This is a genomic window from Rhodococcus sp. 06-221-2, assembly GCF_002258365.1.
GTDB lineage: Bacteria > Actinomycetota > Actinomycetes > Mycobacteriales > Mycobacteriaceae > Rhodococcoides > Rhodococcoides fascians.
Map to the genome: position 1 here is coordinate 129171 of NZ_NOYJ01000003.1, position 23589 is coordinate 152759.

Here is a 23589-nt window from a genome sequence, read left to right on the forward strand (position 1 = left end):
AGCTTTGGGCCACCGTTAGGTGATCGAAGTCTGCGACATCGACGGGGACACCTGCATGGCACGAAATCACCTGCGCAGCGGCTTGAACTGGGCCCGAGTCAAGGGTTGGGCTGAATTTGACGACCTAGGCAACCAAGCAAAGTAGGGACTGTTGGCAGAGTTCAGATTGACTGATCTTGTAAATATCAGTCAGACAAGCGGATTCGGTCATGTCAGCATGTTGCATAGCGAGCAGTTATGCGGTGGACTGTAGGCATGCTGACTCGAATTGACCATATCGGGATTGTTTGTTTCGACCTCGACAAAACCGTCGAATTCTACAGTGCCACCTATGGATTCGAGGTTACTCACCTGGAATCGAACGAGGAGGAGGGTATCCGTGAAGCGATGTTGAAGATCAACGAGACCCCGGACGGTTACGCCTCGTACCTCCAGCTGCTGGGCTCGACCCGGGACGACTCAGTAGTAGGCAAGTGGCTGGCCAAGAACGGAGAAGGCGTCCACCACATCGCATTCGGCACGAACGACGTGAGTGGCGAAACAGAAGCCATACGGAGTAAGGGCGTCCGGGCACTCTACGACGAGCCGAGACAAGGTTCAATGGGGTCCCGAATCAACTTCCTGCACCCAAAGGATTGCCACGGGGTCTTGACTGAACTCGTCACCGCCGCAACACCAGACTCCGAATGACAACTGCCAGTTAATGTTGCGATGGTCCATATCGTCAGAGTGTTGATGCGGATTTGTGCCATGGAGTGGTAGACGAGGGGGCGGGATGGGAAAATTGGCGCGGCGTTCGGATAGAAGAGGGCAGAAGCCTCGGAATGCGAAGGGCACTCGGGTTCGCCGTGATGGATTCGACGGTGAGTTCGTTCCAGGGCAACAATTTTCGGTCGACATGCGTATCCGCCGGCAGGCCGCCGAGGTCCTGGAAGCAAAGGTCACCGCGGCGCGGTGGCCCCTTGTGCTCGAGGCCATCGAGGCCGCAGCCTGGCCGGTGGAGACCTACCTGGGAAAATTCCTTAAGGGCGGCTACGACGTCATCCGGTTTCGGTCCGACCCGACCGACGTGGGCGAGATGCTCCACAGGTTGTCCCGGATGACGAAGCTGCCGGTCGAAGTTGTCGCGCGGGAGCCCCACAAGCACTTGCCCTTCTGGCTCGATGACGAACCGGAATCGCACGATGTCGGCCTGCAGCCCTTCCGTTGGTTCCAGATGCTCTACTACAGCCACTTCCTTCTGCGCGCGTCGACGGCGGACCGGTATGCCTACTATGCGACGCCGGAGATGACTGCGTTGATCGAGGCCGGCCAGAGTGCCGATCGAGACCATGATGTTGCTGTGACCGTGGCAGATCTTCCCTCGAGCAGAGGAGTTCTCTATCTCGCTCCAGCGGATGGAGTGCCCGACCACGGGCGGGTCCTGGTGTGGAACGAGACAGGTCGCGACAGTGGAAGTGGAACCGATGTTCTCCTGATGGCCATGCTTACCGTTCCTGCTTTGCGGTGGTGGTTGGCGCGGGCCGACGGGGCAATTCCTACTGACGGAAACCGGTTGTACCGCGTCGTCAACGACTACCTACCGGTGTTTCCTTTCGCCGAGGTCCAGCTCAGCCCAGCCGAATCCGATGCTGCGCCCAGTGCACCGAACCGATCAGGAGGCGCGGGTTTCACGGACGTCGGTCCCGACGAACCTGCGCATTCCGTGACCGCCATGAATGACCTGGATTACGTTGCGCGAACGTTCTTCTCGATGGTGAACATGCTGCGAGGCAACAAGTTCGTGGAGTCCACCCGCCAGCAGTCGGCGCGCATGCGAGACAACGACGGCGTAGTCAAGCGGATGCGTGAGGTGACGTATTTGTCGTACCGGCAGCCGCGGCCTGCATCCAGTGCTTCATCGTCGGAAGGATCTGGCAAGCTCTCGCACCGCCACGTCGTTCGGGGGCATTGGCGTCGGCATTGGTATCCATCGCAGAAGCGTCATCTACCCATGTGGATCGATGAGCATTTGCAGGGGCCCGCGGATGCCCCGATTGTCGTCAAGAGCAAGGTGACTGTGGTGCGCCCGCCTGCGGAGAATGAGAGTGTTGAATGACCAACGACCGTAGTTTCGATCCGGACGCCGATCACGGCCAGGCGGGCTGGGTGACTCTGCCCAGTGGACAGCGTGCTTACCGCTACCACGGCTCGGACGACCTGATCTACGACGCAGCAACCGCCCCCGAGGCCGACGCGTCGAACTAGACGTAGATCGGAACCCCGCGGCGCAGGCTCGAGAAGACCGATGCACCGTCATGCCGGAAAGAACGACGCAGCTCGTCCAGTCATTCACATGAATGACTGTTGCCTGGGAACCACAAAGCAGCGCTGTGCGTCCAACACAGCATGGACGACGACGAGTGCGCAGCCATCCGTGACGAGGGGCGCGACCCCAGCGACCCGGCCGTCGTAAGCGCCCTCGACCAGGTGAAACGAACGCTTCACCTATACCGGCATCTCGCCTGGACCTTCACGGCAGACGACCTCGACACTCACACCCTCCACCGCTGAACGCGCCCACCTGCACGTTCGACAATCGAACATGCGTTCGATACGGTGTGGTGGTTCCTACCGGCGCGCGAAAGGTCGATCCACATGGCCACCGTCGACGCAATCGGGGACCTCACCGGCTTGGGCAAGGCCGAACAGCTCGCCGCGCTCCGACGCAGCATGGCCGCGATCCCCGGACGACGTGTCCACGCACCCATCGAGCCCGTCGACGCATCCCTGTTCGCCCCATCTCAGCCAACGGCCCCGCCCGCCGACGAACAGACCCTCAGCGGCCCTGTGCGTTCACAGACCCTGCGCACCATCCCCGTGCCCACGCCACTGTCGGAACTCCTCCCACGCGGTGCGCTGGCCCGCGGAACGGCCATCTCGATTACCGGTGCCGGATCGATCCTCGTCGGTCTCGTCGCTACAGCCAGCGCGGCCGGCCACCACGTCGCATTGATCGGGCAGTCGAAGTTCGGACTCCTCGCCGTCCACGAGCAGGGCGGCGACCTGTCGAAAATCCACCTGATCGACCCAGGCCAAGCAGACCCCCTCGACGCTGCGAGCATCTGTATCGAGGGCCTCGATCTGGTCGTGACGACCGTGCACGGACGCGATGTTCCGCCAACCCGGGCGCGTGCCCTGTTGGCCCGAAACCGTACGCACGCAGGAATTCTCGCGATCACGAACGGACGCATGCCCGGTCTCGACCTGGCAATCTCCTCGCGGCCTGTCGCGTACGGCGGAATCGAGCAGGGCAGGGGCCGTATCCGGTCGATCACCCTCGAGACCACCGTGCACGGGCGCGGTATCGCCGAGCGCACCGGCCGCTACACCCTCACCGCGCCCACGTTCGGCGAACAGGGCCTGCGGTGGACCCCGACCAGCGTCGACGCGGCCGTCCTGCACCGGCCACACGGTCTGGCGGTCGCGCAGTGAGCCCCGAGATGTACGAGAACTGGCCCGTCACTTTCGATCCGCCCACACGCCTCGTTGTCGATCCCCCTCAGAGAGTCTTGGTCAGCGTCGCGCTCACCGTGGCTGGCTCGTCTGGAGGATCCTTCCGTGACGGGGTGCCGCTCAAAGTCCGGTCCGAAGTTCTCTAGCCAGTGAAGTGTTGTTGCAATCAGTTGATTGATTTCTGGTCGCCGCTGTCCCCTGAGGATTACTACTTTACGAATCTTAAAGTAGCGGTTAGGCTCGTGGGAGATCAGCTAGGGAGGCAAAAATGTCCGAGCAATTCGACTCAGCGCGAGCGCTGTTCGAGTCCGAGCAGGCTTCACGCCGAATCGGCAGCCATCACCGCAGTGCCTCATCCCGTGGGCGTTCACTTACGCTCTCGTCGGTGGCAGTGGTGGTCGCGGCGGCTGGTTATGCAGTAATGGGGTTCGTCGAGCCTGGCTGGGTCTGGTTGCCCGCCGCTGTAGCGATTCTGGCGATATGCGCGATTCTGTTGATAGGCAAGTCGATTGGTGTCCCATTGCCACCGGGACGGGACTCCTCCGGGTCGACCACCGTCGGAACGGTGTTGATCGGCGTCGCCACGATCGCTCTTTGTATAGCGCCCCATGGCTTGATACTGGCGGTCGCATCCGGTGCGTTGGTACTGGCCGGCGCAGGTATCGTCGCCGTCGTCCCGGTGTTGGTGTCGGTGCGCGGAGTGCGAACGTCGTGACGGTCGATCATCCACGGCACCAACTCGATCGAGCACTGACCCAGCCGATTCGACTGTCGATTCTGGCGGCTGCGTCGAGGGAAGGTGTGGCTGCGGTGGAGTTCAAGATCCTCGCATCGGCACTTCAGATCAGTGATTCTCTACTTTCTCAACATGTGTCAGCTCTCGAAGCGGCCGGGTACGTTGCGGTAGAGAAGGGTCGAACCGCTCGGTACTCGCGCACATGGATACGGGCCACCGACCGCGGACGTACCGCGCTCGGTGAACACATGCAAGCCCTGCAGGACATCATCAAGTTCGTACCGGAAGGTGAGCAACCCACATGACTTCTCCCGTCGACACCATTACTGCAACTGTCTCTGTGAAGCCAGCGTGGGTGAATACGTGGTTTCACGCGTTGTTCACCAAACCTGGCCTCGAAGTCGATGGGCGCGGCCACGAATTGAACTGGGGCACCAACGACGTCGAGATCCCGTCTACCGCCAACCGAATCGGCGTCTACTTTCACTACCGAGGTCGGCCCGCGCAGCGCCTCGCATTGAGCGAAAAGCTACTCGACCATCGAATCGGTAGTCGCATCACTGCACGCCTGGGAGTGCGAAACTCTGCACAGTTCAACATCATCGAGCCGTAGAAATCCCAATAGCGAGGTTTCACGTCAGTCGTCCCATTCGGATCGTTTGTCTCGTTAATTAGTCCTTCGTAAAGGTTTACACCCGCCTGTCTCGTCGTTAGTATCAGCTTGTTCGGTTTGTTTTGTTCGCCGACGGACTGTCCATCGGCGAACCGGCCAGGCGACCCGCATGTGCCGTTGCTGCGTAGGCATGGTGGGGAAATCGGTGCGCGATAGCAGTTGCGTGGAGCTGCGTAGTCGGCACGGTCTGGGGTGGTCCACGCGGTCATCGGCGTGGCAAATCGAGCGCTCGAGTCGGCGAACCCGTCGATCGAAGCCGCCTCGGCGTCGCCCGCCGGTATAGGGGTCTCGTCGAAACACACCCTTCGAGGATGAATTGTGTTCCCACGTAAAGTTAAAGTCGCCGCCGCTATTGCCGCCCCGCTGGTGGTCCTGAGTCTCGGGGCAGTAGGGACTGCTCAGGCCTTGACCGTTCACGACGCGCCGGTGCAGGCCGCATCGGCGACCGGTCCGAAGCAGGATAAATACACCGACCAGGACGTGGTGGGGCTACTCGCGCTCGCCAGCGGCCGTGCGGCGCAGGACCATCCGGACGTCGCCGCCAAATTCAAGGTCGAAGGAGCACCTACCGCCACTGACGAACAGATCGGCCAACTCACCGATGCCCTGGTCTCTGTCGATCCGAACTTCCACTCCTCGGTGACCCACGCCGTTCAGGCGAACGATCCCTACCAGGCTCAGAAGGGTATCGACACCATCTCGGCTGATCTGAAGACGTTGGCCGCGCAAAGTGGCGCGAGTGAGTCCGGCGGAGATGTCCATACCGACGGATTTTTCTACCACGACTCCAACATCGCTGTAGAGATCAATGTGGCCGGCGTCCTCAACGCAGTCGGGTACGCCAACGTCGCAGCTGCGACCGAAGTAGGGGTCGTGCTCTACGTCGTCCCCGATGCGATCTCCTACGGCTTCGACCTGAATCGAAAGGGCGACTTCGAGCGAACCGAGACTGCTGCGTTGGTGACCTCAGCGCTCTGAGACCCGTCAACGCTTTCGCCCCTGGGTGCGTTGCCTCGATCCCGCTTCGATCCGTGCACCGCACCCAGGGGTGGTCGACCCATCCGATCAGCCACGTCCGAGCATGAGAGCCCGCCATGACAGACGTTCGACCCGAGCTGCACCAGATCGACGAGGCAACAGCGAGCACAATCGAGGCCGGTCGCGGCGAGTACTCGACTTCTATTGGGGCGCAACGTCGGCCACCGAAGGTGCTGATTGTTCTGCTCTTCGTGGTCGCCGCGGCAGTAGTAGTCGGCGGTTTCGCCTTCGCCATAGTCTTCACACTGCCCAGCAACGTCTTGTTCACACGCGACGGCGATCACCCCGTCCGGACGGCGTTCAACGCATTGGATCCACAGGACTGGGCATTCTTCACCCGCGATCCGGAAGGAACCCAGGTCGGTGCCTACACCGTCGACAGTGCCGATGCTGTCTACAGCCTGATGAAGACCCCACAGGGAGCGGTGACCAACCTCTACGGGCTATCGCGCACCCAACGGGCGCAAGGCCCCGAACTCGGGTTCCTCAACGCCGCCGTCCGAACCTGGTTGCCCTGCGACGACCCAACGGCCACATGCATTGTCACCGCTGCCGAGTCTGTTCCGGACGAGGTGACGAGCAACTCACCGATACCGACCGTCTGTGGAGACGTCGTCCTGACCGAAGAGCACACCACACCCTGGAGCTTCCGACGTCTCACGGACGAATATCGGAAAGTCACCGCAACCGCGCACCTGAATGTGCAGTGCTCATGATGACCACCGCTCGGCTCGAGACCGCAGGCACCATCAACGACACAGTGGAGTACGTCTACCGAAAAGTCTCCGAGCACGATCCTCGCAACAGGTGGTTCGGGACCGGCCGCACCGTCCTGGCGCTAGCTCAGCTGTCGATCCTGCTCTTCACCACCCCAGCTGCGTTGATGGTGCCGGTGATCGGACAGAACGATGCTCCGCATTGCGCCGGAGTGCAGAGCGCATCTCTGTACTGCCTCGGACACGACGCCATCCCACTGGAGTGGCGACACTGGGGCATGGCCGCAATCCTGCTGCTGGTGGCCACAGGGTGGCGTCCCCGAGTGACCGCACTCCCACATGCCTGGGTCGCCTACTCGATCGCCGGCAGCATCGCACTGCCCGACGGTGGCGAATCGGTCGTGCGCATCGTCTGCATCCTGATCGTCCCCCTTGCCCTCCTCGACGACAGAGGCTGGCATTGGCAACACCCCACCACCGAACCCAACCGGTGGATTCAACCCCTCTCGTACGCATGCCTGCTCGCGCTGCGACTGCAGCTGGCCTTCATCTACTTCGACAGTGCGATCAGCAAGTTCGGTGTCTCGGACTGGGTCAACGGGACCGCCGAGTACTATTTCCTGCGCGACAACGCATTCGGAGCAAGCTACCCACTCGAACCGATGCTGATCTGGACCTCGAACATACCGGCATTGGTGATCTCGATGACCTGGGGAGCACTGGTCATCGAACTGCTGATCGGAATCCTGTTTCTAGGCACGAGACGATGGCGCAAAGTGGGCCTGACACTCGACATCGTGCTACACGTCGGGATCATCGCGACCATGGGACTGTGGAGCTTCTCCACGATCATGATCGGATCCGCGATCATCGCCGCGATGCCCACCCGCCGGCGCACCACATTCTCGACGGACGGCACACGATCAACCCTCGACGTGAGCGAGCTCGATCGCGACCGAAGCCGCCGCCCCGATGTCACAGACCCCATCACCGCTACAGCGGGCCCTCCCGAAGCCATCGGGTCGGACGAGCGATGACGACCCAATCCACTCACCACGCCAGCCGCGACACGCGCCATCAGTGGCTGTTGATCGACACCCTCGGACCGCACGAACACACCGTGGTGGGAGTGGGCGACACCTCACGCCGGGCAACTCCACTACAGAAGTTTCTCCGCGGTTCCCACCGCACCGCGGCACTCGATGCGGTCCGCTCGGCATCCGATACGGGACGACGTCACGACGTCACGGCCGGCCGCAAGAGGGTGACCGCCGAGCCGATCCTCGATCACCGCGGTCGTACACGAGCTGTGTGGCTGCTCATTTCACCTGTCGAGGAGGCATCTGCAGCTCCGCCGTCCGCTCACGCCTTCGAATGGAATCTCACGCGAGGAACCGCAATCACGATGGCAGCGCCCCACCACGGCCGACAGCGTACTGTTGCCGACGCCATCGAGCCACATGATCTCGGCGTCGACGCCGCCCCAGCTCTGGGACACCTCGTGGCCGCACACGCCGACACAGCAGTGCAACTGACCACAGTGAAGGCCACTGCAGACCATGCGCAGCGCCGAGTGAACGTGACCGGTCGCATTCGCCTCGACCGCGCGACAGGAGACCGTGTGTTCCACGGCCTCTCGCACGACCTCGGACCCTCCCCGCTGCCACCCCAGAGCGCCGCTACTCACTTGTCGGACCTCATCGTTCACTCGCTCTTACGTCCCCAAGAACACCTTGCGATCGTCGATCCCGCCACGCTGATGTTGCTGGTTTGGCACACCGCACCGCCGCCCGGACTGGCGTGGAGAAGCATCGCCACTAAAGCGCGGCCCGTCATACACCCCGAAGACCTGCCGTGCGCACGACTTCTGGCGACAGCCGTACAACAACCTGCGGCCACTGCTCGAACGCCAGAGACAATTCGGTTGCTCCACGAAACCGGCCACTACGAGAAGTACGAAATCAGAGCTGCCCCATTGCCTCTGGGTGCGAAAGCGCGCGCAGCATTGGTCACCGTACGCAGAGTGGGTGAGGTCGGAGCCGGTAGCTCCGCAGATGTCGTGTTATACGACAACACCTTTCCGACCGCGGCATACTGTTCGCCGTGACCTTGAACGACGTCGATGAGGTTCTCTCAGGCCGTCGGCCACGGCGGTATCGAGCAGGGAGGGGCCGTATCTGGTCGATTACCATCGAAACCACCGTTCACGGACGCGGCATCACACAGCGCACCCACGTTTCGGCGAGCAGATTACTGCGCTGCAGGCCCGCCGGCGCGGACATGTCTGTCGCCCACCGGCCGCACAGGCGAGCGGTCGTGCATTTGACCAGCGAACTGTGAGAGAACTGGCCCGTGACCTTCGAGCCACTTAGCTCTATTCGACCCGCTTCAGCAACAGCGACGGACAGGCGAGAGATCGGAAGGTCTCGCGATGGACGTCAAGGCCCCTGGGCTTCTTCACGCATGGGCGAAAACTGGACGGGGACAGTGGATTTGCTGCCTAAGTTTCAAAATTCCGATCGGCAACGGCAAGGGGTACCTTCAGCTCGATCACCAATGGTGCCCCGCCGACGCCGCCCAGCCCGTCGAGTAGCTACCGGAGCGGGGTGTTCGGGCTGGCCGATCAGTCTTGTTCTGTAATCGGTGTTTTCCGATGGGCAAGTGCGTTACTCATCAACGCATCCATCCATTCCCGTGTCATGTCCAAGCCTGAGTGGTTTTCCAGCAGTTCAGCTGCGGTAGCCGCCACCTTCTGTGAGAAGAGAGCCAGAATGCTGATTGACTCGTGCGCCACCAGAGTCGTCACCACATTCAGTGCGTCACCACGCGCTCGCTGCAAGGCGTACGGCTCGTCCGCGTCGAGCTGCAAGTCCTTCAGGAGCTCTCTAGCGCCTTCCCAATTAGGCTTTTTGTGGGCGTGCGCGTACGCGCCCAACACTCGATTCCAAGCCGACAGTCGACCCCACCCGGCGGCCTCTATCCACCGCTGAGGCTTGTTGTGCACGGATTCTTCAAGGCGCTCCGCTTTCGCCGGTTTCGTCCGGTGGACCCTGGATCGAGCGATTTGCTCTAGCGTGCATCGAAGCGAAGCCATCGCCCGGTCGTCGTCTTCCAACCACAACCAGTATGCGGACCGCAACGTCGACGACACCAGAGCCAGGGGAGTCGATGCTGCTGGTATCAGAGGACCGTTGCGTGTCCACAGAGCAGCAAGAGCCGCCAACTCGGCAACCACGATGTAGTTCGTCCCGCGCGAGGCCACCGAGTCAATGTTGAAATCGTCGCCTAGTTCGTCTCGCTCGGCGGCGAGGGCTCGTAGCGCAAACGATGCACTCGCCTGGCGATGAGCGCCGAAGGCTAACGTCGCAAGCTCGTCGTCCCGATACAAGCGACCTGCGGGCCGATGATTCCAGGCCAGCGACTCGTACGTGGATCGTTGATCGTCTAGGTAGCGAACAAACACCGGCAAGAGGCCTTCATCGGGCGACAATGGCATGACGGTAGGCAATCTCGGCAGTACGAACGATGACGAATACGGGAGGGCATCGTCTGGTGGTTCTTCACCCGCGACGTCAGCCGAAGGCCGTACGGCAAGGTTGATACTTGCTATCAACGTCACGGCGTCCTCGGGATCGCCCTGCCGATACAGGCCAGCAGCCGTCATGTATTGAATCTGGGTAAGGCTCAAGCTCAACGCATCCGCTATGCAGTCCACCGCGCCGTATACGACACTTGGTACATCGAATCTGCTCAGGAGCGCGGCCGACTCCCACCACATGGCTTCCTCGAAGAGTCGCGCATGCATTATTTCGCTGAGAACGCCGTAGACGACGGCTGGGCATACTTCACGTCCGTTCGCCAGGACGACGTGCTTATGAGGCGCGGTTGGCTCCTCTGTGCTTGCGGAGCTGTCGTCGCCCTCGATATCTTGCGCAGTAGTCGGGTCTGCGTCGCCCTCGATGTTGGATGATTCCGGCGGTGCGCCAGGATTTGGCATGCGCTCGGCGTATGCGGTCCACGCACGCGCAATGAAGTCCTCCACTTTTTCAGACGGATGTTGCTCGACTCCGACGACAGGTGCCATGACCGCAGTCCATCGTTCGAGTTGTTGTCGGGCGATCGTGGCAGCGGCCACCACTTGTCCTGCGAGAAGCAGTCGGGTGGCCGCGACGCAGCTGTCCACTCCCCAGCCGAGGTCGTGAGGCCATTTGCCATAATAGGCTGACGGTGCGCGATCCAAAGTAAGGTTCAGCTTGCGATGCGCGATATCCAGTATTGCTATCGGTGCCAGAAAAAGGATTGCTTCGAATCGGAATCCATCCGGCAGCTTCTCCGTGTTCTTCATCCTGACGTTGTGGCGCGCAATCAGAGTCTCGGCCAATCGATCGGGTCCAGATCCGCACATGCGCTCGTAATCGCGCACGTTGGTGCCGACTCGCCGTCCACGGTCATCTTTGCGCTTCGCTTTGCGTTCTGCGCTGCTCAGATGGTCCATATCGCCAGGCGACGGAATGCTTGCTCTGTCCATTCGTGCAGCCTACGAGGTCGAGCAATGCTAGGTCGCCGAATGCAGTCAGCCAGCTGTAGAGTGGTCCCAGCATGCACGACGCCTCCGGGGTGATTGAGGCGAGGTCTTGAATCGTTTTGGCCGGTGATCCGGGAAGTGCTATCGCAGGTATCGAAGCGGTCAATTCCGTAAGGTCTGCCGGGCAGCGGCGCGGCAGAATTGATGCGACAATAGGACTACTTAAAGTATCTGCCTTCTACTCTTCGCAGAGTTCGTTATCATCGTTTGGAGGAATGGGTTGCTCAAGCGAAAAGGTGAATTACCTGCTATAATTGGTGGATGCCGGAAAAGCATCGGTAAATCTATTGAATGGAGGACCTATTTGAATCGTGATAGATAAATTATACACCTTAGCGGCGATCATTGTTGCCGTGACAGAAGTAATTAAGGCAACAACGGGATTGGTTGTAGCAGCGTCTACATTGATCCCTTCGATATTAATGTTGATTTGCATTATTTCGGCGCTTTAATCGATGGAAAGACCCGTCACTCGACCTAGGGTGGCGGGTTTTCTGTATCTGTAATGTCAGTTGTCATGGTCGTGTTTTCGTTTCGGTCGGTCAGTGGTTAAGAATGCTGGTCGTGGCGACTTCGGCCAAGACGTCAATCAGGTGCTGACAGACAGAATAGGCCTATAAAATTCTAAATCCCACGCACGTTACAGCGTTCCGAGCAGTTCCATCCAGGGACAAAGCCGAGAGGTCAACCGGCCGGTGAACTAGCGAGTTCCTGAACGGGTAGTCGAACTGGAGTAGTTTGCGATCCGTTGGGTCAGCTGTTCTGCGACCGCCTCGGTGGAGGCGGGGTTCTGTCCGGTGATGAGGGTGTCGGTGATTTCGATGTGCTGCTGCCACGGGTGTCCTGCGGTGTACGTGCCGCCCCGGCGCCGGATTTCCTGCTCGACGGTGAAGGGGAGCGTGCCGAGCAGTCCTACATCGGCTTCCTCTTGGTCCGAGAAACTCGTCATCGTCAGGGCTGCATACGGCCACGTTGCTCCGGATGCGGTGTCGGCAAGCAACGCCGCAGTTCCATGGCAGACCGTCGCGATCGGGGTCCCCTCCCGTCGGAGCGCGCGGAGAAACTCTCCAACGTGAGAGTTCTTGTGCAGGTCCACCACTGGCCCGTAGCCGCCGGGCACAAAGATCCCGTCGACGGTAGAGGGGTCAACCGTTTCGAGCGCGGCCGGCGCGCGCAAATTCTCGCTCAGACCGGATAGGTACGTTCTGTACCCGTCAGGGTCTGGGCTGTGAGGGGCGTGCATGCTGTCGGGTTCGACGTGCGCAGCGCCGCCGCCGGGTGTCGCGATGATCGTCCGTATGTTTGCGGCCGTGAAGATTCGATGGGCTGTGATGAACTCTTCGGCCCAGAAGCCGCATGGTCGAGTGGAGCCGTCATTGAGCGTCAGGATGTGGGCTTCGGACAGCAGGATCGTGATGGTCGACGTTGGTGTCACCGTTGTGCGTCTTTCTCTTCGCGGTAGAGACCGAGGGCGGTCATCGCGGGCGCGTCGTTGAACTCGAACAGCACGGCTGGAATGTCGGTGTCGTTGACGTAGCTGACAGTCGACCACGATGGAACGGCGATGCTGTCTCCTTCGCTGCACCGGAACGGCTTTCCGTCGACGTGGATGGTGGACAACCCTTGTGCCCCGATCAAGACGGCGGAAGCGGTGCGCCGCATCGGTTGTGTTCGGATCCCTGCAGGTAGGAGTGTGAATGCAGCATCGATGACCGGTGTGACAGGGTCGTGGGTTCCTTCTGCGTGCAGGGTGTGTCGGTATGCGTGGTGCGGGTCGGCCTCGTGGGTCCGCTGTTGCTCACCGAGGGCGCGAAGTACGTTGTCCCACTTGTAGAGCAGCGGCTCGCTCAGGTTTCGGTGGTGTCTGTCCTGCGCGAAAATGTGGGGCTCGAGGTGGGTGTTGTCGGTGTGGAGCTCGAACTGTGTCGCGGCGAGGGCGGCGACGAGGGGGTCGTTGGTGCAGTCCTGCCAGATGGCGGGGGAGTCGGTGGGGCTGTCGTTGCCGTGCTCATGCCATTCGCCGGCGGGGGTGATCACCACGTCGCGAGGCTCGAGATACATCTTGGTTCCACCGACGGCCGTCCATGCCCCGTCACCCTCGTGCATGTAGCGCAGGGCCGTCGGCGCGTGCCGATGCGGGGTCATACCTTCACCGCGGTTGATGATCTGCAGCCCCGAATAGAGATATCCGACGGCGGCCTCGCGGGCATGGCCCGGATTGGCGAGGGTCAGTACCCGTAGAGCTGCTCGGTCGCCCTTGACCATGTCGGCTGCCGCGATCGCGAGCGGTCGAAGCTCGGCATAACTCCAGTGCACGGCATGGGAGTCGGGGGCCGGGGCCCACGGCAAGTTCTCGTTGGCCGCGGACCACCGCCCGATGGCGGATATTGCTGCCGCCTTCTCGTGCAGCATGGCCTCGGTGGAAATGGTGGTGGTCACGACGCGGATACCTCCTGTTGGGTGACGGTCACTGAAGCGAGTGGACGGGGTGTGCCGACGACGGCGTCGGCTGCCTCGGTGAGCTCGGCAACCAGTTGGTCGATGTGGTCGGCAGTGGTGTGGATGTTGCCGATGGACACTCGGATGACGTAGTGGCCGTTGAGCTCGGAGTGGGAGAGCAGCGTCCGGTGGGTGCTGTTGACGGTCTCGAGGATCTTCCGCGTCGCCTGTCCGTCGGCAGAGGAGATCCGGAGGCAGAGCAAGGGGAGCGGCGAATCGTTCGCGAGATGCCACCGCGGGTCTGCGGCAAGGGCGTCTCGCAGCCTCGTCGCCAGGGTGAGACTGTGTTCGAGTCGAGTTCGGATGCCTCGTATTCCGAAGGCGCGCAGGGTCCACCACAGTTTCAGAGCTCGGAATTGTCGCCCAAGGTTGAGGGTGTAATTCATGTAGTCGATACCGCCGGTGGTGTCGGTACGCAGGTATTCGGGAACCAGTGTGAAGGCGGCTTCGAGTGCTCCGGGGTGACGGCAGAACAGTGCCCCGCACTCCATAGGGGTGAAGAGCACTTTGTGTGGGTTGGCGACGAGAGAATCGGCGGCCGCGAGTGACGGAAGGACCTGCGCGATGGCCGGGGCTATGCGCCAGAAGCCTCCGTACGCGGCGTCGACGTGCAGCCACACTCGGTGGTCGCGGCACACGGCCGCAATCGCCTCGACCGGGTCGAGAGCACCTGAAGTGGTCGTACCGACGGTGGCGACAACAGCGATCGGTGTGTAACCGTCCGCGACGTCCGATCCAATGCGAGTCGACAGAGCAGCAGGATCGAGTTGGCCGCTAGCGTCGGTGGGTAGGCGTACGACATTGTCGAGCCCGATGCCGAGAGCGATCGCAGCTTTGTCGACCGACGAGTGGGCCTGGTCGGAGGTGTAGATCCGGCCGGGTTTCTGGCCGGATGTTCCGTGATGTCGAACCTCGGGCTGTGCCCGGTGGCGGGCGGCGGCCAACGCGTAGAACGTGCCCAGTGATGCACCGTCGACGAGCAGTGCGTCTGCGGCGGGGTAGTCGAGCAGTTCGGCGAGCCATCTGGTGACGGTGTCTTCGACGGCGGCAGCCGAGGGCGCGCTCTTCCACAACATGACGTTGACGTTCAATGCCGCAGCGGTCATCTCGGCGAGGATGGCCGGTCCGGAGGAACTGTTGCTGAAGTAGGCGTGGAATCGTGGATGGTTCCAGTGCGTCAAATGCGGAACGACGTTGTTCCAGGTGTCGTCGAGTATGTCGGCGAAATCTGTTGCCTCGGATGGCAGCTCGCTGTCGATCGCGTCGGCGACATCGGCCGCATCGGCCGGCGTCGTGACGGGCACGTCGTCGAGCGCGGCGAAGTGTCGACATATTCGATCGAGGGTGTCGGTGCCGAAGGCTTTGAGCTGCTCGGGAGTCCAGTCGCCAGTCGGCTTTGTTGGGTCGGGGGTCATTCGACGTCGACCGGCAGCTCGTGGGCGAAGACGACCTCGCGGGGGCGTTCGCAGTACCGGCGGTAGAAATCTTCGAGTAGTGGCGTCTCCGATTCGATGAGGTGCGTGGCGTGCTCGGCGCTTTCCCAGGGGTAGGTCATCGTTACGCGTTGGGGGTCCGATGCGTGCTGGAAGAAGCGCGCGTGGCCCGCCCACCCCGGGTGGTGGTGTGCGTTGTCGTCGAGGAGTTCGTCCATTTCTTGCAGGACCGAGAGGGCGTTCTCGGCCGCTTCGGCGGTCAGGTGCCAGGTTTCGATGACGGTGATCATGAGAGGGCGAAGCCTTTCTGTTTCAGTTGCTCTGACCGGTGCTGTCGAAGTGCTCTTGCAGCAGTGAATCGCCGCCGGGGACGAATCGTTGGCAGATGAGTTGGTGGGCGCGCCGGTTCTCGGCCTGGCTCTTCCAGAGCCGTCGTGCGGAATCTGCTGCGACGCCGGGAAGTTCAGCCGTCTTGAGTGTTGTACGGACGATCTTGGCGCGGGTGAGCATCACGTCGTGATCCCGGTTGAACACGGCGGAGAACCCGGGTTCGAGCCAGGGCGGTTCCATGGATGGCCGGACGAAGTCACGGTAGATCTCCGGTGAGAAATCGGACGCGTACCGCATGCTCTCGGTCGCCCCGGCGTAGAGAGTCCCTAGTTCGGTGAGTTGGTGGGCGAGAGCGGGCCACTGCTTGTTTGCAAGGCACTCCAGCACTGCCGCGAGCCGGCTGTTCATGGATATGACGAACAGGTGGAACAGGTGGTGGCCCTTCTTCCAGCGTGTGATCGCTTGTCGTGCAGCGTCGTTGGGAGCCTGCGGGGTGCGATCGTCCGTGCTGTGGTCTGCCGGCGCTGCCAGCGGGGAAGGATCTCGTCCCTGTGCGGCCACAGCTGCTGCGGCGGAGGCGTCGCCGACGACTACGGCCAGGGCGTCGAGTAGGCGGAGTCGTGAGTCGTTGTCCAGAGTGGACTGCGGCAGATCTGTGGTGATGGCGGTGACGACGGTCAGTGCGCTGACCGCCCACGCGTGCGGGTCGGCGCTGCGGGAGATCCTGAAGTAGGTGTCGTATTCGGCGCTGCGGGCGACGGGGATGGTGCTATCGGTGGGTAGGACGACTCGATCGATGCTCGTCGGAGATGGGGTCATGAAGGCCTCTTCCGTGGCTTGAAGTGGAGTCAGGGTGGTGGGGGTGTCGGGTTGCGGTCCAGACGGCTCCGACGACGACGGCGGCTCCGGCCAGTTGAATCCAGGTGGGTCGCTCGCTGAGGACAACGAATCCGAACGCGATAGCCAGCACAGGCTGCAGCAGGAGTAAGGCCGCGACGGTATTAGCCGCCAGCGATCGGGATCCCGAACTGATGAACAGCCAGGCGGCAACCTGTCCGAGCAAAGCGAGCGCGATCATCCATCCCCACGCGGCCGCGGAGATGTCGAGATCGAGGTCTCCGAGGCCTGCCGAGACAATGCCGGCAGTGACCGTTGCCGATGCGGTGGCCACACAGATCGGGGTGACCAGATGGCTGGGGCTTCGCTGGGTGGAGCGGCGGTTCAGGAACAGGTAGGCCGCGTACGCGGCACCGGCGGAGATTCCCAGGATGGACCCGCGGAGCGCGTTGTCGGCTCCTGTTCCGCCGATGAGTCCGCCGGCGAGTGCAACGCCGAGCAGCATGCAAGGCACCGCCATGAGGAATCGTCGGGGGATTGCGGTTCGATCGACGACGAGCGCGATCAGCGGCAGCACGACGACCTGGACATTGATAAGGACGGTGGCGATCGAGGCACCGACGTCGAGGATGCTCGCGGTCCACATCACGTAGTCCGCTCCGAGGAAGACTCCGGCACCAATGGCCATGGGATACAACCTCGTCGGCATTGCGCCGCGTCGGTGAAGTTCCCACAGCGCCATCGGAACGAGAGCCGCCAGCGCGATAAGACATCGTAGAAATGCCGCCGTCCCCGAGGTGACATCGGCGAGTTTGACGAAGGTGGCGGACAGCGACAGCGACGCGGCACCGGCGATGACCAGCGCCGCATTCCCGCCCACCCCCCGATCGGCGGCGTCAGCTCTCGGTATCGCGGTTCTGGTCACCTGGTCAAGGCAACCAGTTACAAACCGATAAGTCTACTAGCCAGTTCTACCGCTAAAACAGTAGTATCACTTATATGTTGTCGTGGGATCGGATGAAAGTTTTCGCCGCAGTAGCCGAACAAGGTTCTGTCACTCGAGCTGCAGAATCTTTACACCTCACCGGACCTGGAGTGTCGCAACACATCCGCAAGTTGGAGAAGGAAGCCGGCACCACCCTGGTCGAGAGAGAGGGAAGGTCGATACGGCTGACCCCCGCCGGTCGCGCACTGGCGACACGTGCGGCCGCCATGTCCGCTCTCGCCGAAGCCGCAGAAGACGACCTTGCCTCGATCGATACCGACGTTGCCGGAGCGCTGAGAGTAGGCGCGGTCGCAAGTGCATTACGTCGGCTGGTGGTCCCAGCTCTGGCAGACCTCGCTCGCACGTATCCACTGCTGCGCCCCGAGGTCGTCGACGGAGAAGGAATCGATTTGCTCGACCGCCTCCAGCACCGCACCCTCGATCTCGTCGTCTTCGAGTCCTGGGACCATCGGCCGGCGACGGTCCCCGCAGGTATCGACGTCCACACCCTCCACACCGAGGATGTACACCTCGCGGTACCGATCGAGGATAGCCGTGAGATGGCAACCCTCTCCGGCGAAACGGAATCGATCTGGACGGTATGCCCATCAGGGTCGGATGCGCACTCCGCGCTCGTGCACGCATTGCGCGAAGCTGGAGTCGAACCGACGATCCGCTACGAGGTGTCCGACTATTCGACCCAACTGGCCCTCGTCGAAGCAGGTCTGGCCGTCGCGCTGGTTCCGGACACCGCGCGAGTCCGAACGGCCGGGGTGCGGTATCTGCCGACCGAGCCGGCCGTGACGCGTTCGTTGCGTGCGGCGAGCTCGACCCGAATCCCGGCTGTCGGCGCGCTCCTGAATGCGATGAACGTGATTCTCGCAGGCTGATTCCGCGGCCGACCTGCACCCGTAACGCTCGGTTCTCAGGACTGCTCAAAAGGTAACGGGCAGGCATATGACATCTGCGAAACAGGTTGTATGGCAGTGATTGTCAGGGCGCAGGTATGCGCTAGATCCGGGTTCACGGCCACCGGAAGCGCGGGAGATCGCGAATGCTGAACGTCGGCAGGGCGACGGTGGTGGCCGAACACTGTCCGACACGCCCGTGGGATCAAGCTTCGTAGACTTCCCCTATTCGGGGAATTCTACGTTCCGTTCAAGACCTCCGCCATCGGTGCCACAATCGTTACGGTGCGGCGATGAACAGCATCACGCCCCATGAAATGACCCCACTCAGCCCGATTGCATCGGCAGGTTTGCTCGGACGAGCGGCGACGACGTGCTGAACTTCTGCTCCCTGGTAGTGGCAGTCACTGCCGTTATAGCGATCCGTTCCTTCACGGAGTTCCGATCCAGGCGGGTCACGATAGCCGTCTTCCTCGCGGTGTTTCTGCTCTTCAGGTTCGGTGTTCCTCGTCTTACGCCGTTCATCGGATGGCTGCTCGGTTTGTCCACCGAGTAACGGTGCGGGCCAAACGTGCAGAGCTGGCCCGCTGGCCGGGAGAGAAAGGAGAGTGATGTCGAGCGGTATCGTGCATCGAACGATCGATTAAAGGGTGGGTGCGAGTTGTGAGCTGCAGCGAACAGGGTTCGTTCGAGGACATCGTGCCGGGGCTTTTCAAGACCTCGAACGGCATCGCCGACGACGCCGTGAACGGGTGTCCGGGGTACAAATCGCCCCAGGTCCAGCAAGTGACTGGGGTAACGTACCGCCAGCTCGACTACTGGGCCCGTACAGGGCTTGTGTCACCGTCGATCCGCGCTGCATCCGGTTCGGGATCGCAAAGGATGTATGCCTTCTCCGATATCGTGGTGGTCAAAGTGATTCGTCGCCTGCTCGAGGCCGGAGTGTCTTTGCAAAATGTACGCATTGCGATCGAGTGCCTGCGTGCGCGTGACGCCCAGGGTCTGGCATCTGTGACCCTGCTCTGCGACGGTATTTCGGTGTACGAGTGCACATCTGACGACGAGATTGTGGACTTGTTACGCGGTGGGCAGGGCGTGTTCGGCATCGCGCTCGGGCATACAGTCGCGGACGTGGCTGCCGATATCCGTGCGCTCCCTGCAGTCGCTGCGGGAAGCGGCAAGGTCGCCGGGATCGACGAACTGCGATCGCGACGCGACCGCAGGACCGCTTGAAATCGACTACGGAATGAGTAGACACCCTCGGACCAACCATATGGTCCATGCAATGAATTTCGCTGCTTCCGACACGTGGGACCTGATGGAGACGGGAATTGCAGGCGGCATCGGACCTGGAGAAGAGACGCTCACCGATCTCAATTTGATTCGGTTGCAGACTCACATTCCGTCGTTGCGAGTGACGAAGTTCGACAAGGCTGTCGAAGCGGGAAACGGCGCAGATTGGGAGTGGTGGATCGGTTCTTCGGCCGAGGAGCGGTGGATCAAGCTCCGAATTCAAGCGAAACGCGCAAGTCACGATGCCGACATGTACGAGCAGCTCGGACACACAGTGAAGGGAGTCAAGCAATACGACAACCTGATCTTCAAGAGCCTGACCGAAGATGCAATTCCGCTGTACGTCTTTTTCAACGGGTGGCCCGAGGACAGGTTTCTCGTGGGAGGCCACTATCACGATGCGATCGCACAAAACCTCAGAGCGGTGCACGGTGGGCACGTTCCGTACCCGTTGTGGGGCTCGTTGGACTGGGGGTGTGCAATAGCCGCGGCGCAGAAAGTCAAAGCGATCCACGGCGATCCATCGGTATCGGACTTCCCGGCGGCTCTCATCCCCAGGAGACGCCGCAAAAACAAGCGCTACATCCCCCGCTATCTCGTGCACTCGACCCCCTGGGCATACCTCCTGCACTCCGGATCTGGAGGCGCGACACCCACAATTCGACAGGTGGCCGAAAATCTTCACCATATGGAGGGAAACAGATCGCCGCTCACCGACGACGCCTTCGAGGAAATGACCCATCCTCTGCCGTCAAGAGCAGCCGAGCAGGCCGCCTACAACGGCGGGTTCTCGATCCGGAAATCTCTCACCACAGTCGATGAAGCGCGCCATGCTGAACGTCTCGTCACCGCGAGGGAATTCGCTCGCGAGATCGGCAGAGACGATCTCGTGGGTCGGATGCTGAACCTGACAGATGAGACCGAGCGGACAGGACCGGGATATCGACTGTTGTTGGAGCTCAACCCTGAAAGCTCATTTTTCATGAGCCAGGGATAGCGGCGGTCGCCGGATGTGAGATCTCCTGGTTCGACACGAAAAAGTAGTCGGAGGCCACCGTGTGGTGTGCCTCCGACTCACCCTGTGCAATCTCAGTACCAGGAATGCTACACGCGCACAGTCGATATGGCGATCTACACGAACTCGCGTATTCGAGGGAGCACTGCGGCGATCTCCTCGAACAGGCTCGGCCAACCTCGACGCAGACGAGTGACCCTGCCCGATTCGAGAAAATTTCCGTCGAGAATGTGTGAAACCCGCAGATTCGCTGCAGGTGCGCCCAGCGCGGCCAGTTTGGCGTAGACAGGGTTGCTCGGAAGCTCGTGCTGATGGGAATAGGCCAGCACATCGTCCGCGGACCAGTCCCACACCGGACCATAGGCCACAGTTCCATCGTTGCGGCGAACCGTCCCCCCGTGGTGTCGACGCTGCTCCGCTTTGTTGCTGCAGCAGCTCGCGCCTTGGCAGCGCTCGTTGATCTCACGTGCGAGAGCGGAGTAGTACATCGACCACCTGCCGGTTCCTTTCCTGGATTCGTCTGCCCGCACGCCCCAGACCTCCCCGTCACCGAATTTGGTGTGCGCAGCCCGGGCAGGCTGCGCAATCAAGGTCTCGAAGCCTCGCGCGGGTACATGAGCCGACGGGCTACCGCCGTGGTCCCATTCCCCGGTCCGGGCCATCACAGTCAACAGCGTTGGTTCAGCGCGAATGATGTGCAGGTCCAGTCCCAGCTTCGTCGCAATCTGCTCGACGTAGGCGTAGGTCTCGGGGTATTCGAGACCGGAATCGAAAAAAGCTACCGGGACATCTGGGTCCGCCTGACGGGCGAGATCAACAGCAACGACGGAATCCTTTCCACCGCTGAATGCGACGTACCCATCGAATTCGTCGAGGTGTTCGGCCACGCGATCGACGATCGTCGAAATGTCATGTCGCGAGGATCGAAGGGACCGCAGGCGAGTGAGATCGAGGCCGTCGAAATCGTTGCTACGCACCGCCACAACGATAGTCGGGACACGGACACTTCAGACTGGACGAAGCAGAAGCTGCTACCCCGAACAGGCGGAATTACCGGTTACACAATGGGCGTCCGTGTGGTCGCTCGGCAGCAGTTTTCGGGTTGTTCGAGGTGTCCGGTGCCGGTGTTATGTTCGCCCGGATATCGTCCGTTGAATGAGCAAGAGGAAGAGGTGGCGACCGATGAGTCCCACAGAGTCCGACCCAGGCAGCGCGTTGCCCCGGTGGGTAGTTGATCCGTCGGCGGCGAACAATGCGACCGATCAGTCGAACGATTCCGAGCCAGAAGGGGGGTCGGAAGATCGCCACGATGGGCAGGACAGTGACCTCCTCCAGGACTCAGGTGCAGGTCAGCCAGAACCCGCCCGTGAACAGCCTGTAGCCAGCGAATTCGTGCCAATCGACGCACCCAGAATCGCAGCCGACAACGCTGATGAAAACGTGTCAAAAAACGTACCCCAAGCCCGGTCCAAAGTCGCATCCGAAATCGTGCCGAGAGACCGGCCCAGCGCCGCACCCAGCAGCTCCCCCTCGGCGAGCCAGCCCAATTCTGGTGCTCATCGACCCACCTCGGAGCCGGCCCCACGGCCGCCGCGCGTCAACGATGGTCAGGTACCAATACCGGACCGGCCCTCGGCCTGGCCAGGGCAGGGCGGCTCCGCACCCGCTGTTGAGCAATGGCACACCAACAAGTCGGCCGGCAGTTCAGCACCGACATCTCACCCGGAGCCAACAAGCGCCCCCGACTCTCCGGCAGTGACAGCTCATCGCCCCTTCACCTCGCAGCCCGTTCAGTTGGTAGAACCAGTGCCCACAGCAATTCCGACAGCAAGGCCGACAGCAGCTGTTGCCCCTCCGCGGTCGATCGACGAACTGGAGCTGATCCGCCGTGCGCAACTGCCACCTAGCAAAGGTTGGCGACGATGGCTCTACCGACTCTCCTTCGGTTCAGCCAATCCCGGCCAGTCGCCGGCTGAACTCGAGTACGAGCAGCTCCTGCGCCGCGTACGGCAACCGGTTCGAGGGAACTACAAGATCGCAGTCCTCTCCATGAAGGGCGGGGTCGGAAAAACAACCACGACAACAGGGCTTGGATCGACCTTCGCAGCACTGCGGGGCGACCGCGTCATTGCCTATGACGCCAACCCAGATTTCGGGACGCTCGCGTACCGCATTCACCGAGACAGTGACCGCACAGTGCGAGACTTGCTCGCGGACAAAGAAGTACACAGCTACTCCGACGTACGGAGCTACACCTCGCAAGCGCGAAGCAGGCTCGAAGTTCTTGCAAGCGAGCGTGATCCGTCCGTTTCCGAAGCATTCAACGAGCACGACTACACCGCCGCACTGCGCATCCTCGAACAGTTCTACAACATCATCTTGACCGATTGCGGCACCGGTCTCATGAACTCGGCCATGGCAGGCGTCCTCAAAGAAGCCGACGCACTGGTCCTGGTCTCCTCCGCAGCCAAGGACGGAGCACGCAGCGCTGGGGCGACCCTCGAATGGCTGTCGCGACACGGCTTCGACGACCTGGTCAAACGCACCGTCGTCGTCATCAACGAATCACGGAAGGGCTCGACCGCCCTCGATGTCGAGCAACTCAAGTCCTACTTCGCAGAACGCACTCGCGCCGTCCAGGTCGTCCCGTACGACGACCACCTTGCCGAAGGCGACACCATCGATCTCGAGTTACTGGGCAAGCCTGCACAACGCGCGTTCGTTGAGCTGGCTGCTCTGCTCGCCGACGACTTTCCTGCCAACGTCGGCCGGCACGCACCAGCGCCCGGCCCGAGTCCTTGGTGAGTTGGACTGTGCCGGTGAAAGTTGGCCTGTCCGTAGTGTCCGGGCGCGCCGTTAGAGTACAGATATGGCCGAACTATCAAGGGGCAGAGCAGCGCTCGACGTTGTGACGACCGCCTACGAGGCCGCGACAGGATTTGCGGTTTCGTGGCCACCAACCGGAGTTTCAGGTGACTCCGCGTGCGCGCGGTGCGGTGGCGCGACAGAAGGTTCCGGACGGCGAGTGCGTGAGACTGTGTCGAGA

23 protein-coding genes are annotated in these 23589 nt (G+C 61.6%); 15 read left to right on the top strand and 8 right to left on the bottom strand.

Translation table 11 applies throughout. The annotated features are described in order from the left end of the window. The first annotated feature begins 255 nt into the window (after positions 1–255). The 11 genes from mce to CH281_RS00805 all read left to right on the top strand — a co-directional run bounded on the left by mce (position 256) and on the right by CH281_RS00805 (position 8765). Entirely contained in the window at positions 256–690 is a 435-nt protein-coding gene (gene mce, locus CH281_RS00760) for a methylmalonyl-CoA epimerase (protein ID WP_015586177.1), read from the top strand. 208 nt (positions 691–898) lie between these two features. Next, on the top strand, positions 899–2098 hold the full coding sequence (locus CH281_RS00765) for a hypothetical protein (protein ID WP_032364816.1): 1200 nt from the start codon (positions 899–901) through the stop codon (positions 2096–2098). Beyond that, a complete protein-coding gene (locus tag CH281_RS26700) occupies positions 2095–2247 on the top strand; it encodes a hypothetical protein (RefSeq protein ID WP_155290193.1) in 153 nt (50 codons plus the stop codon). The genes CH281_RS00765 and CH281_RS26700 overlap by 4 nt, the downstream gene beginning before the upstream one ends. A 390-nt stretch (positions 2248–2637) precedes the next feature. Continuing rightward, the gene (locus CH281_RS00775; RefSeq protein ID WP_052049293.1) at positions 2638–3474 is read left to right on the top strand and encodes a hypothetical protein; all 837 of its coding nucleotides are present in this window, start codon (positions 2638–2640) and stop codon (positions 3472–3474) included. A 289-nt stretch (positions 3475–3763) separates the two neighbouring features. Then, positions 3764–4210, top strand: coding sequence for a hypothetical protein (locus CH281_RS27100; protein WP_206539365.1), 447 nt, complete (start codon positions 3764–3766; stop codon positions 4208–4210). Then, entirely contained in the window at positions 4207–4536 is a 330-nt protein-coding gene (locus CH281_RS27105; RefSeq protein WP_032364819.1) for a transcriptional regulator, read from the top strand. Before CH281_RS27100 ends, CH281_RS27105 begins: the two co-directional genes overlap by 4 nt. Then, on the top strand, positions 4533–4844 hold the full coding sequence (locus tag CH281_RS00785; protein WP_141214632.1) for a hypothetical protein: 312 nt from the start codon (positions 4533–4535) through the stop codon (positions 4842–4844). Before CH281_RS27105 ends, CH281_RS00785 begins: the two co-directional genes overlap by 4 nt. Before the next feature lie 465 nt (positions 4845–5309). Beyond that, positions 5310–5882, top strand: a complete 573-nt coding sequence (locus CH281_RS00790; RefSeq protein WP_032364821.1) for a hypothetical protein — start codon at positions 5310–5312, stop codon at positions 5880–5882. A gap of 116 nt (positions 5883–5998) precedes the next feature. Further along, positions 5999–6658, top strand: coding sequence for an SdpA family antimicrobial peptide system protein (locus tag CH281_RS00795; RefSeq protein ID WP_052049294.1), 660 nt, complete (start codon positions 5999–6001; stop codon positions 6656–6658). Continuing rightward, the gene (locus tag CH281_RS00800) at positions 6655–7695 is read left to right on the top strand and encodes a sporulation-delaying protein SdpB family protein (RefSeq protein ID WP_141214631.1); all 1041 of its coding nucleotides are present in this window, start codon (positions 6655–6657) and stop codon (positions 7693–7695) included. Before CH281_RS00795 ends, CH281_RS00800 begins: the two co-directional genes overlap by 4 nt. Next, on the top strand, positions 7692–8765 hold the full coding sequence (locus CH281_RS00805) for a GAF domain-containing protein (RefSeq protein ID WP_032364822.1): 1074 nt from the start codon (positions 7692–7694) through the stop codon (positions 8763–8765). Before CH281_RS00800 ends, CH281_RS00805 begins: the two co-directional genes overlap by 4 nt. 516 nt (positions 8766–9281) lie before the next feature. Here the strand turns inward: CH281_RS00805 and CH281_RS00810 are convergent. From CH281_RS00810 to CH281_RS00840, 7 genes are all read right to left on the bottom strand, one after another. After that, complete coding sequence (locus tag CH281_RS00810; protein ID WP_032364823.1) at positions 9282–11186, bottom strand: hypothetical protein; 1905 nt, start codon at positions 11184–11186, stop codon at positions 9282–9284. 757 nt (positions 11187–11943) lie between these two features. After that, complete coding sequence (locus CH281_RS00815; RefSeq protein ID WP_052049296.1) at positions 11944–12678, bottom strand: type 1 glutamine amidotransferase domain-containing protein; 735 nt, start codon at positions 12676–12678, stop codon at positions 11944–11946. Further along, a complete protein-coding gene (locus CH281_RS00820; protein ID WP_052049297.1) occupies positions 12675–13682 on the bottom strand; it encodes a cupin domain-containing protein in 1008 nt (335 codons plus the stop codon). Before CH281_RS00820 ends, CH281_RS00815 begins: the two co-directional genes overlap by 4 nt. Continuing rightward, positions 13679–15157 (bottom strand): pyridoxal phosphate-dependent decarboxylase family protein, encoded by a 1479-nt coding sequence (locus CH281_RS00825; RefSeq protein WP_052049298.1) that lies wholly within the window; start codon positions 15155–15157, stop codon positions 13679–13681. The genes CH281_RS00820 and CH281_RS00825 overlap by 4 nt, the downstream gene beginning before the upstream one ends. Then, entirely contained in the window at positions 15154–15465 is a 312-nt protein-coding gene (locus CH281_RS00830) for a hypothetical protein (RefSeq protein WP_032364824.1), read from the bottom strand. The genes CH281_RS00825 and CH281_RS00830 overlap by 4 nt, the downstream gene beginning before the upstream one ends. A 22-nt stretch (positions 15466–15487) precedes the next feature. Continuing rightward, a complete protein-coding gene (locus CH281_RS00835) occupies positions 15488–16324 on the bottom strand; it encodes a hypothetical protein (RefSeq protein WP_052049299.1) in 837 nt (278 codons plus the stop codon). Then, positions 16275–17267, bottom strand: a complete 993-nt coding sequence (locus tag CH281_RS00840) for a DMT family transporter (protein WP_230591638.1) — start codon at positions 17265–17267, stop codon at positions 16275–16277. Before CH281_RS00840 ends, CH281_RS00835 begins: the two co-directional genes overlap by 50 nt. Before the next feature lie 92 nt (positions 17268–17359). Here CH281_RS00840 and CH281_RS00845 point away from each other — a divergent pair, with 92 nt between their 5' ends. From CH281_RS00845 to CH281_RS00860, 3 genes are all read left to right on the top strand, one after another. Beyond that, on the top strand, positions 17360–18217 hold the full coding sequence (locus CH281_RS00845; protein ID WP_176460259.1) for a LysR family transcriptional regulator: 858 nt from the start codon (positions 17360–17362) through the stop codon (positions 18215–18217). Between the two features lie 681 nt (positions 18218–18898). Continuing rightward, positions 18899–19468, top strand: coding sequence for a MerR family transcriptional regulator (locus CH281_RS00855; protein ID WP_303396048.1), 570 nt, complete (start codon positions 18899–18901; stop codon positions 19466–19468). 52 nt (positions 19469–19520) lie between these two features. After that, on the top strand, positions 19521–20525 hold the full coding sequence (locus CH281_RS00860) for a DUF6615 family protein (RefSeq protein ID WP_141215919.1): 1005 nt from the start codon (positions 19521–19523) through the stop codon (positions 20523–20525). A 134-nt stretch (positions 20526–20659) separates the two neighbouring features. Here the strand turns inward: CH281_RS00860 and CH281_RS00865 are convergent, their stop codons facing one another. After that, entirely contained in the window at positions 20660–21526 is an 867-nt protein-coding gene (locus tag CH281_RS00865) for a phosphoadenosine phosphosulfate reductase domain-containing protein (protein WP_052049301.1), read from the bottom strand. Between the two features lie 1066 nt (positions 21527–22592). Here CH281_RS00865 and CH281_RS27590 point away from each other — a divergent pair. Continuing rightward, on the top strand, positions 22593–23348 hold the full coding sequence (locus tag CH281_RS27590; RefSeq protein WP_441344163.1) for a MinD/ParA family ATP-binding protein: 756 nt from the start codon (positions 22593–22595) through the stop codon (positions 23346–23348). The last annotated feature ends 241 nt before the right edge of the window (positions 23349–23589 follow it).

What these genes read in the sequence shown, in the direction of transcription:
- mce (WP_015586177.1), top strand. Translation starts at nt 256, where the DNA reads ATGCTGACTCGAATTGACCATATCGGGATTGTTTGTTTCGACCTCGAC.
- CH281_RS00765 (WP_032364816.1), top strand. Translation starts at nt 899, where the DNA reads ATGCGTATCCGCCGGCAGGCCGCCGAGGTCCTGGAAGCAAAGGTCACC.
- CH281_RS26700 (WP_155290193.1), top strand. Translation starts at nt 2,095, where the DNA reads ATGACCAACGACCGTAGTTTCGATCCGGACGCCGATCACGGCCAGGCG.
- CH281_RS00775 (WP_052049293.1), top strand. Translation starts at nt 2,638, where the DNA reads ATGGCCACCGTCGACGCAATCGGGGACCTCACCGGCTTGGGCAAGGCC.
- CH281_RS27100 (WP_206539365.1), top strand. Translation starts at nt 3,764, where the DNA reads ATGTCCGAGCAATTCGACTCAGCGCGAGCGCTGTTCGAGTCCGAGCAG.
- CH281_RS00785 (WP_141214632.1), top strand. Translation starts at nt 4,533, where the DNA reads ATGACTTCTCCCGTCGACACCATTACTGCAACTGTCTCTGTGAAGCCA.
- CH281_RS00795 (WP_052049294.1), top strand. Translation starts at nt 5,999, where the DNA reads ATGACAGACGTTCGACCCGAGCTGCACCAGATCGACGAGGCAACAGCG.
- CH281_RS00800 (WP_141214631.1), top strand. Translation starts at nt 6,655, where the DNA reads ATGATGACCACCGCTCGGCTCGAGACCGCAGGCACCATCAACGACACA.
- CH281_RS00805 (WP_032364822.1), top strand. Translation starts at nt 7,692, where the DNA reads ATGACGACCCAATCCACTCACCACGCCAGCCGCGACACGCGCCATCAG.
- CH281_RS00810 (WP_032364823.1), bottom strand. Translation starts at nt 11,186, where the DNA reads ATGGACAGAGCAAGCATTCCGTCGCCTGGCGATATGGACCATCTGAGC.
- CH281_RS00825 (WP_052049298.1), bottom strand. Translation starts at nt 15,157, where the DNA reads ATGACCCCCGACCCAACAAAGCCGACTGGCGACTGGACTCCCGAGCAG.
- CH281_RS00830 (WP_032364824.1), bottom strand. Translation starts at nt 15,465, where the DNA reads ATGATCACCGTCATCGAAACCTGGCACCTGACCGCCGAAGCGGCCGAG.
- CH281_RS00835 (WP_052049299.1), bottom strand. Translation starts at nt 16,324, where the DNA reads ATGACCCCATCTCCGACGAGCATCGATCGAGTCGTCCTACCCACCGAT.
- CH281_RS00845 (WP_176460259.1), top strand. Translation starts at nt 17,360, where the DNA reads ATGAAAGTTTTCGCCGCAGTAGCCGAACAAGGTTCTGTCACTCGAGCT.
- CH281_RS00860 (WP_141215919.1), top strand. Translation starts at nt 19,521, where the DNA reads ATGAATTTCGCTGCTTCCGACACGTGGGACCTGATGGAGACGGGAATT.
- CH281_RS27590 (WP_441344163.1), top strand. Translation starts at nt 22,593, where the DNA reads ATGAAGGGCGGGGTCGGAAAAACAACCACGACAACAGGGCTTGGATCG.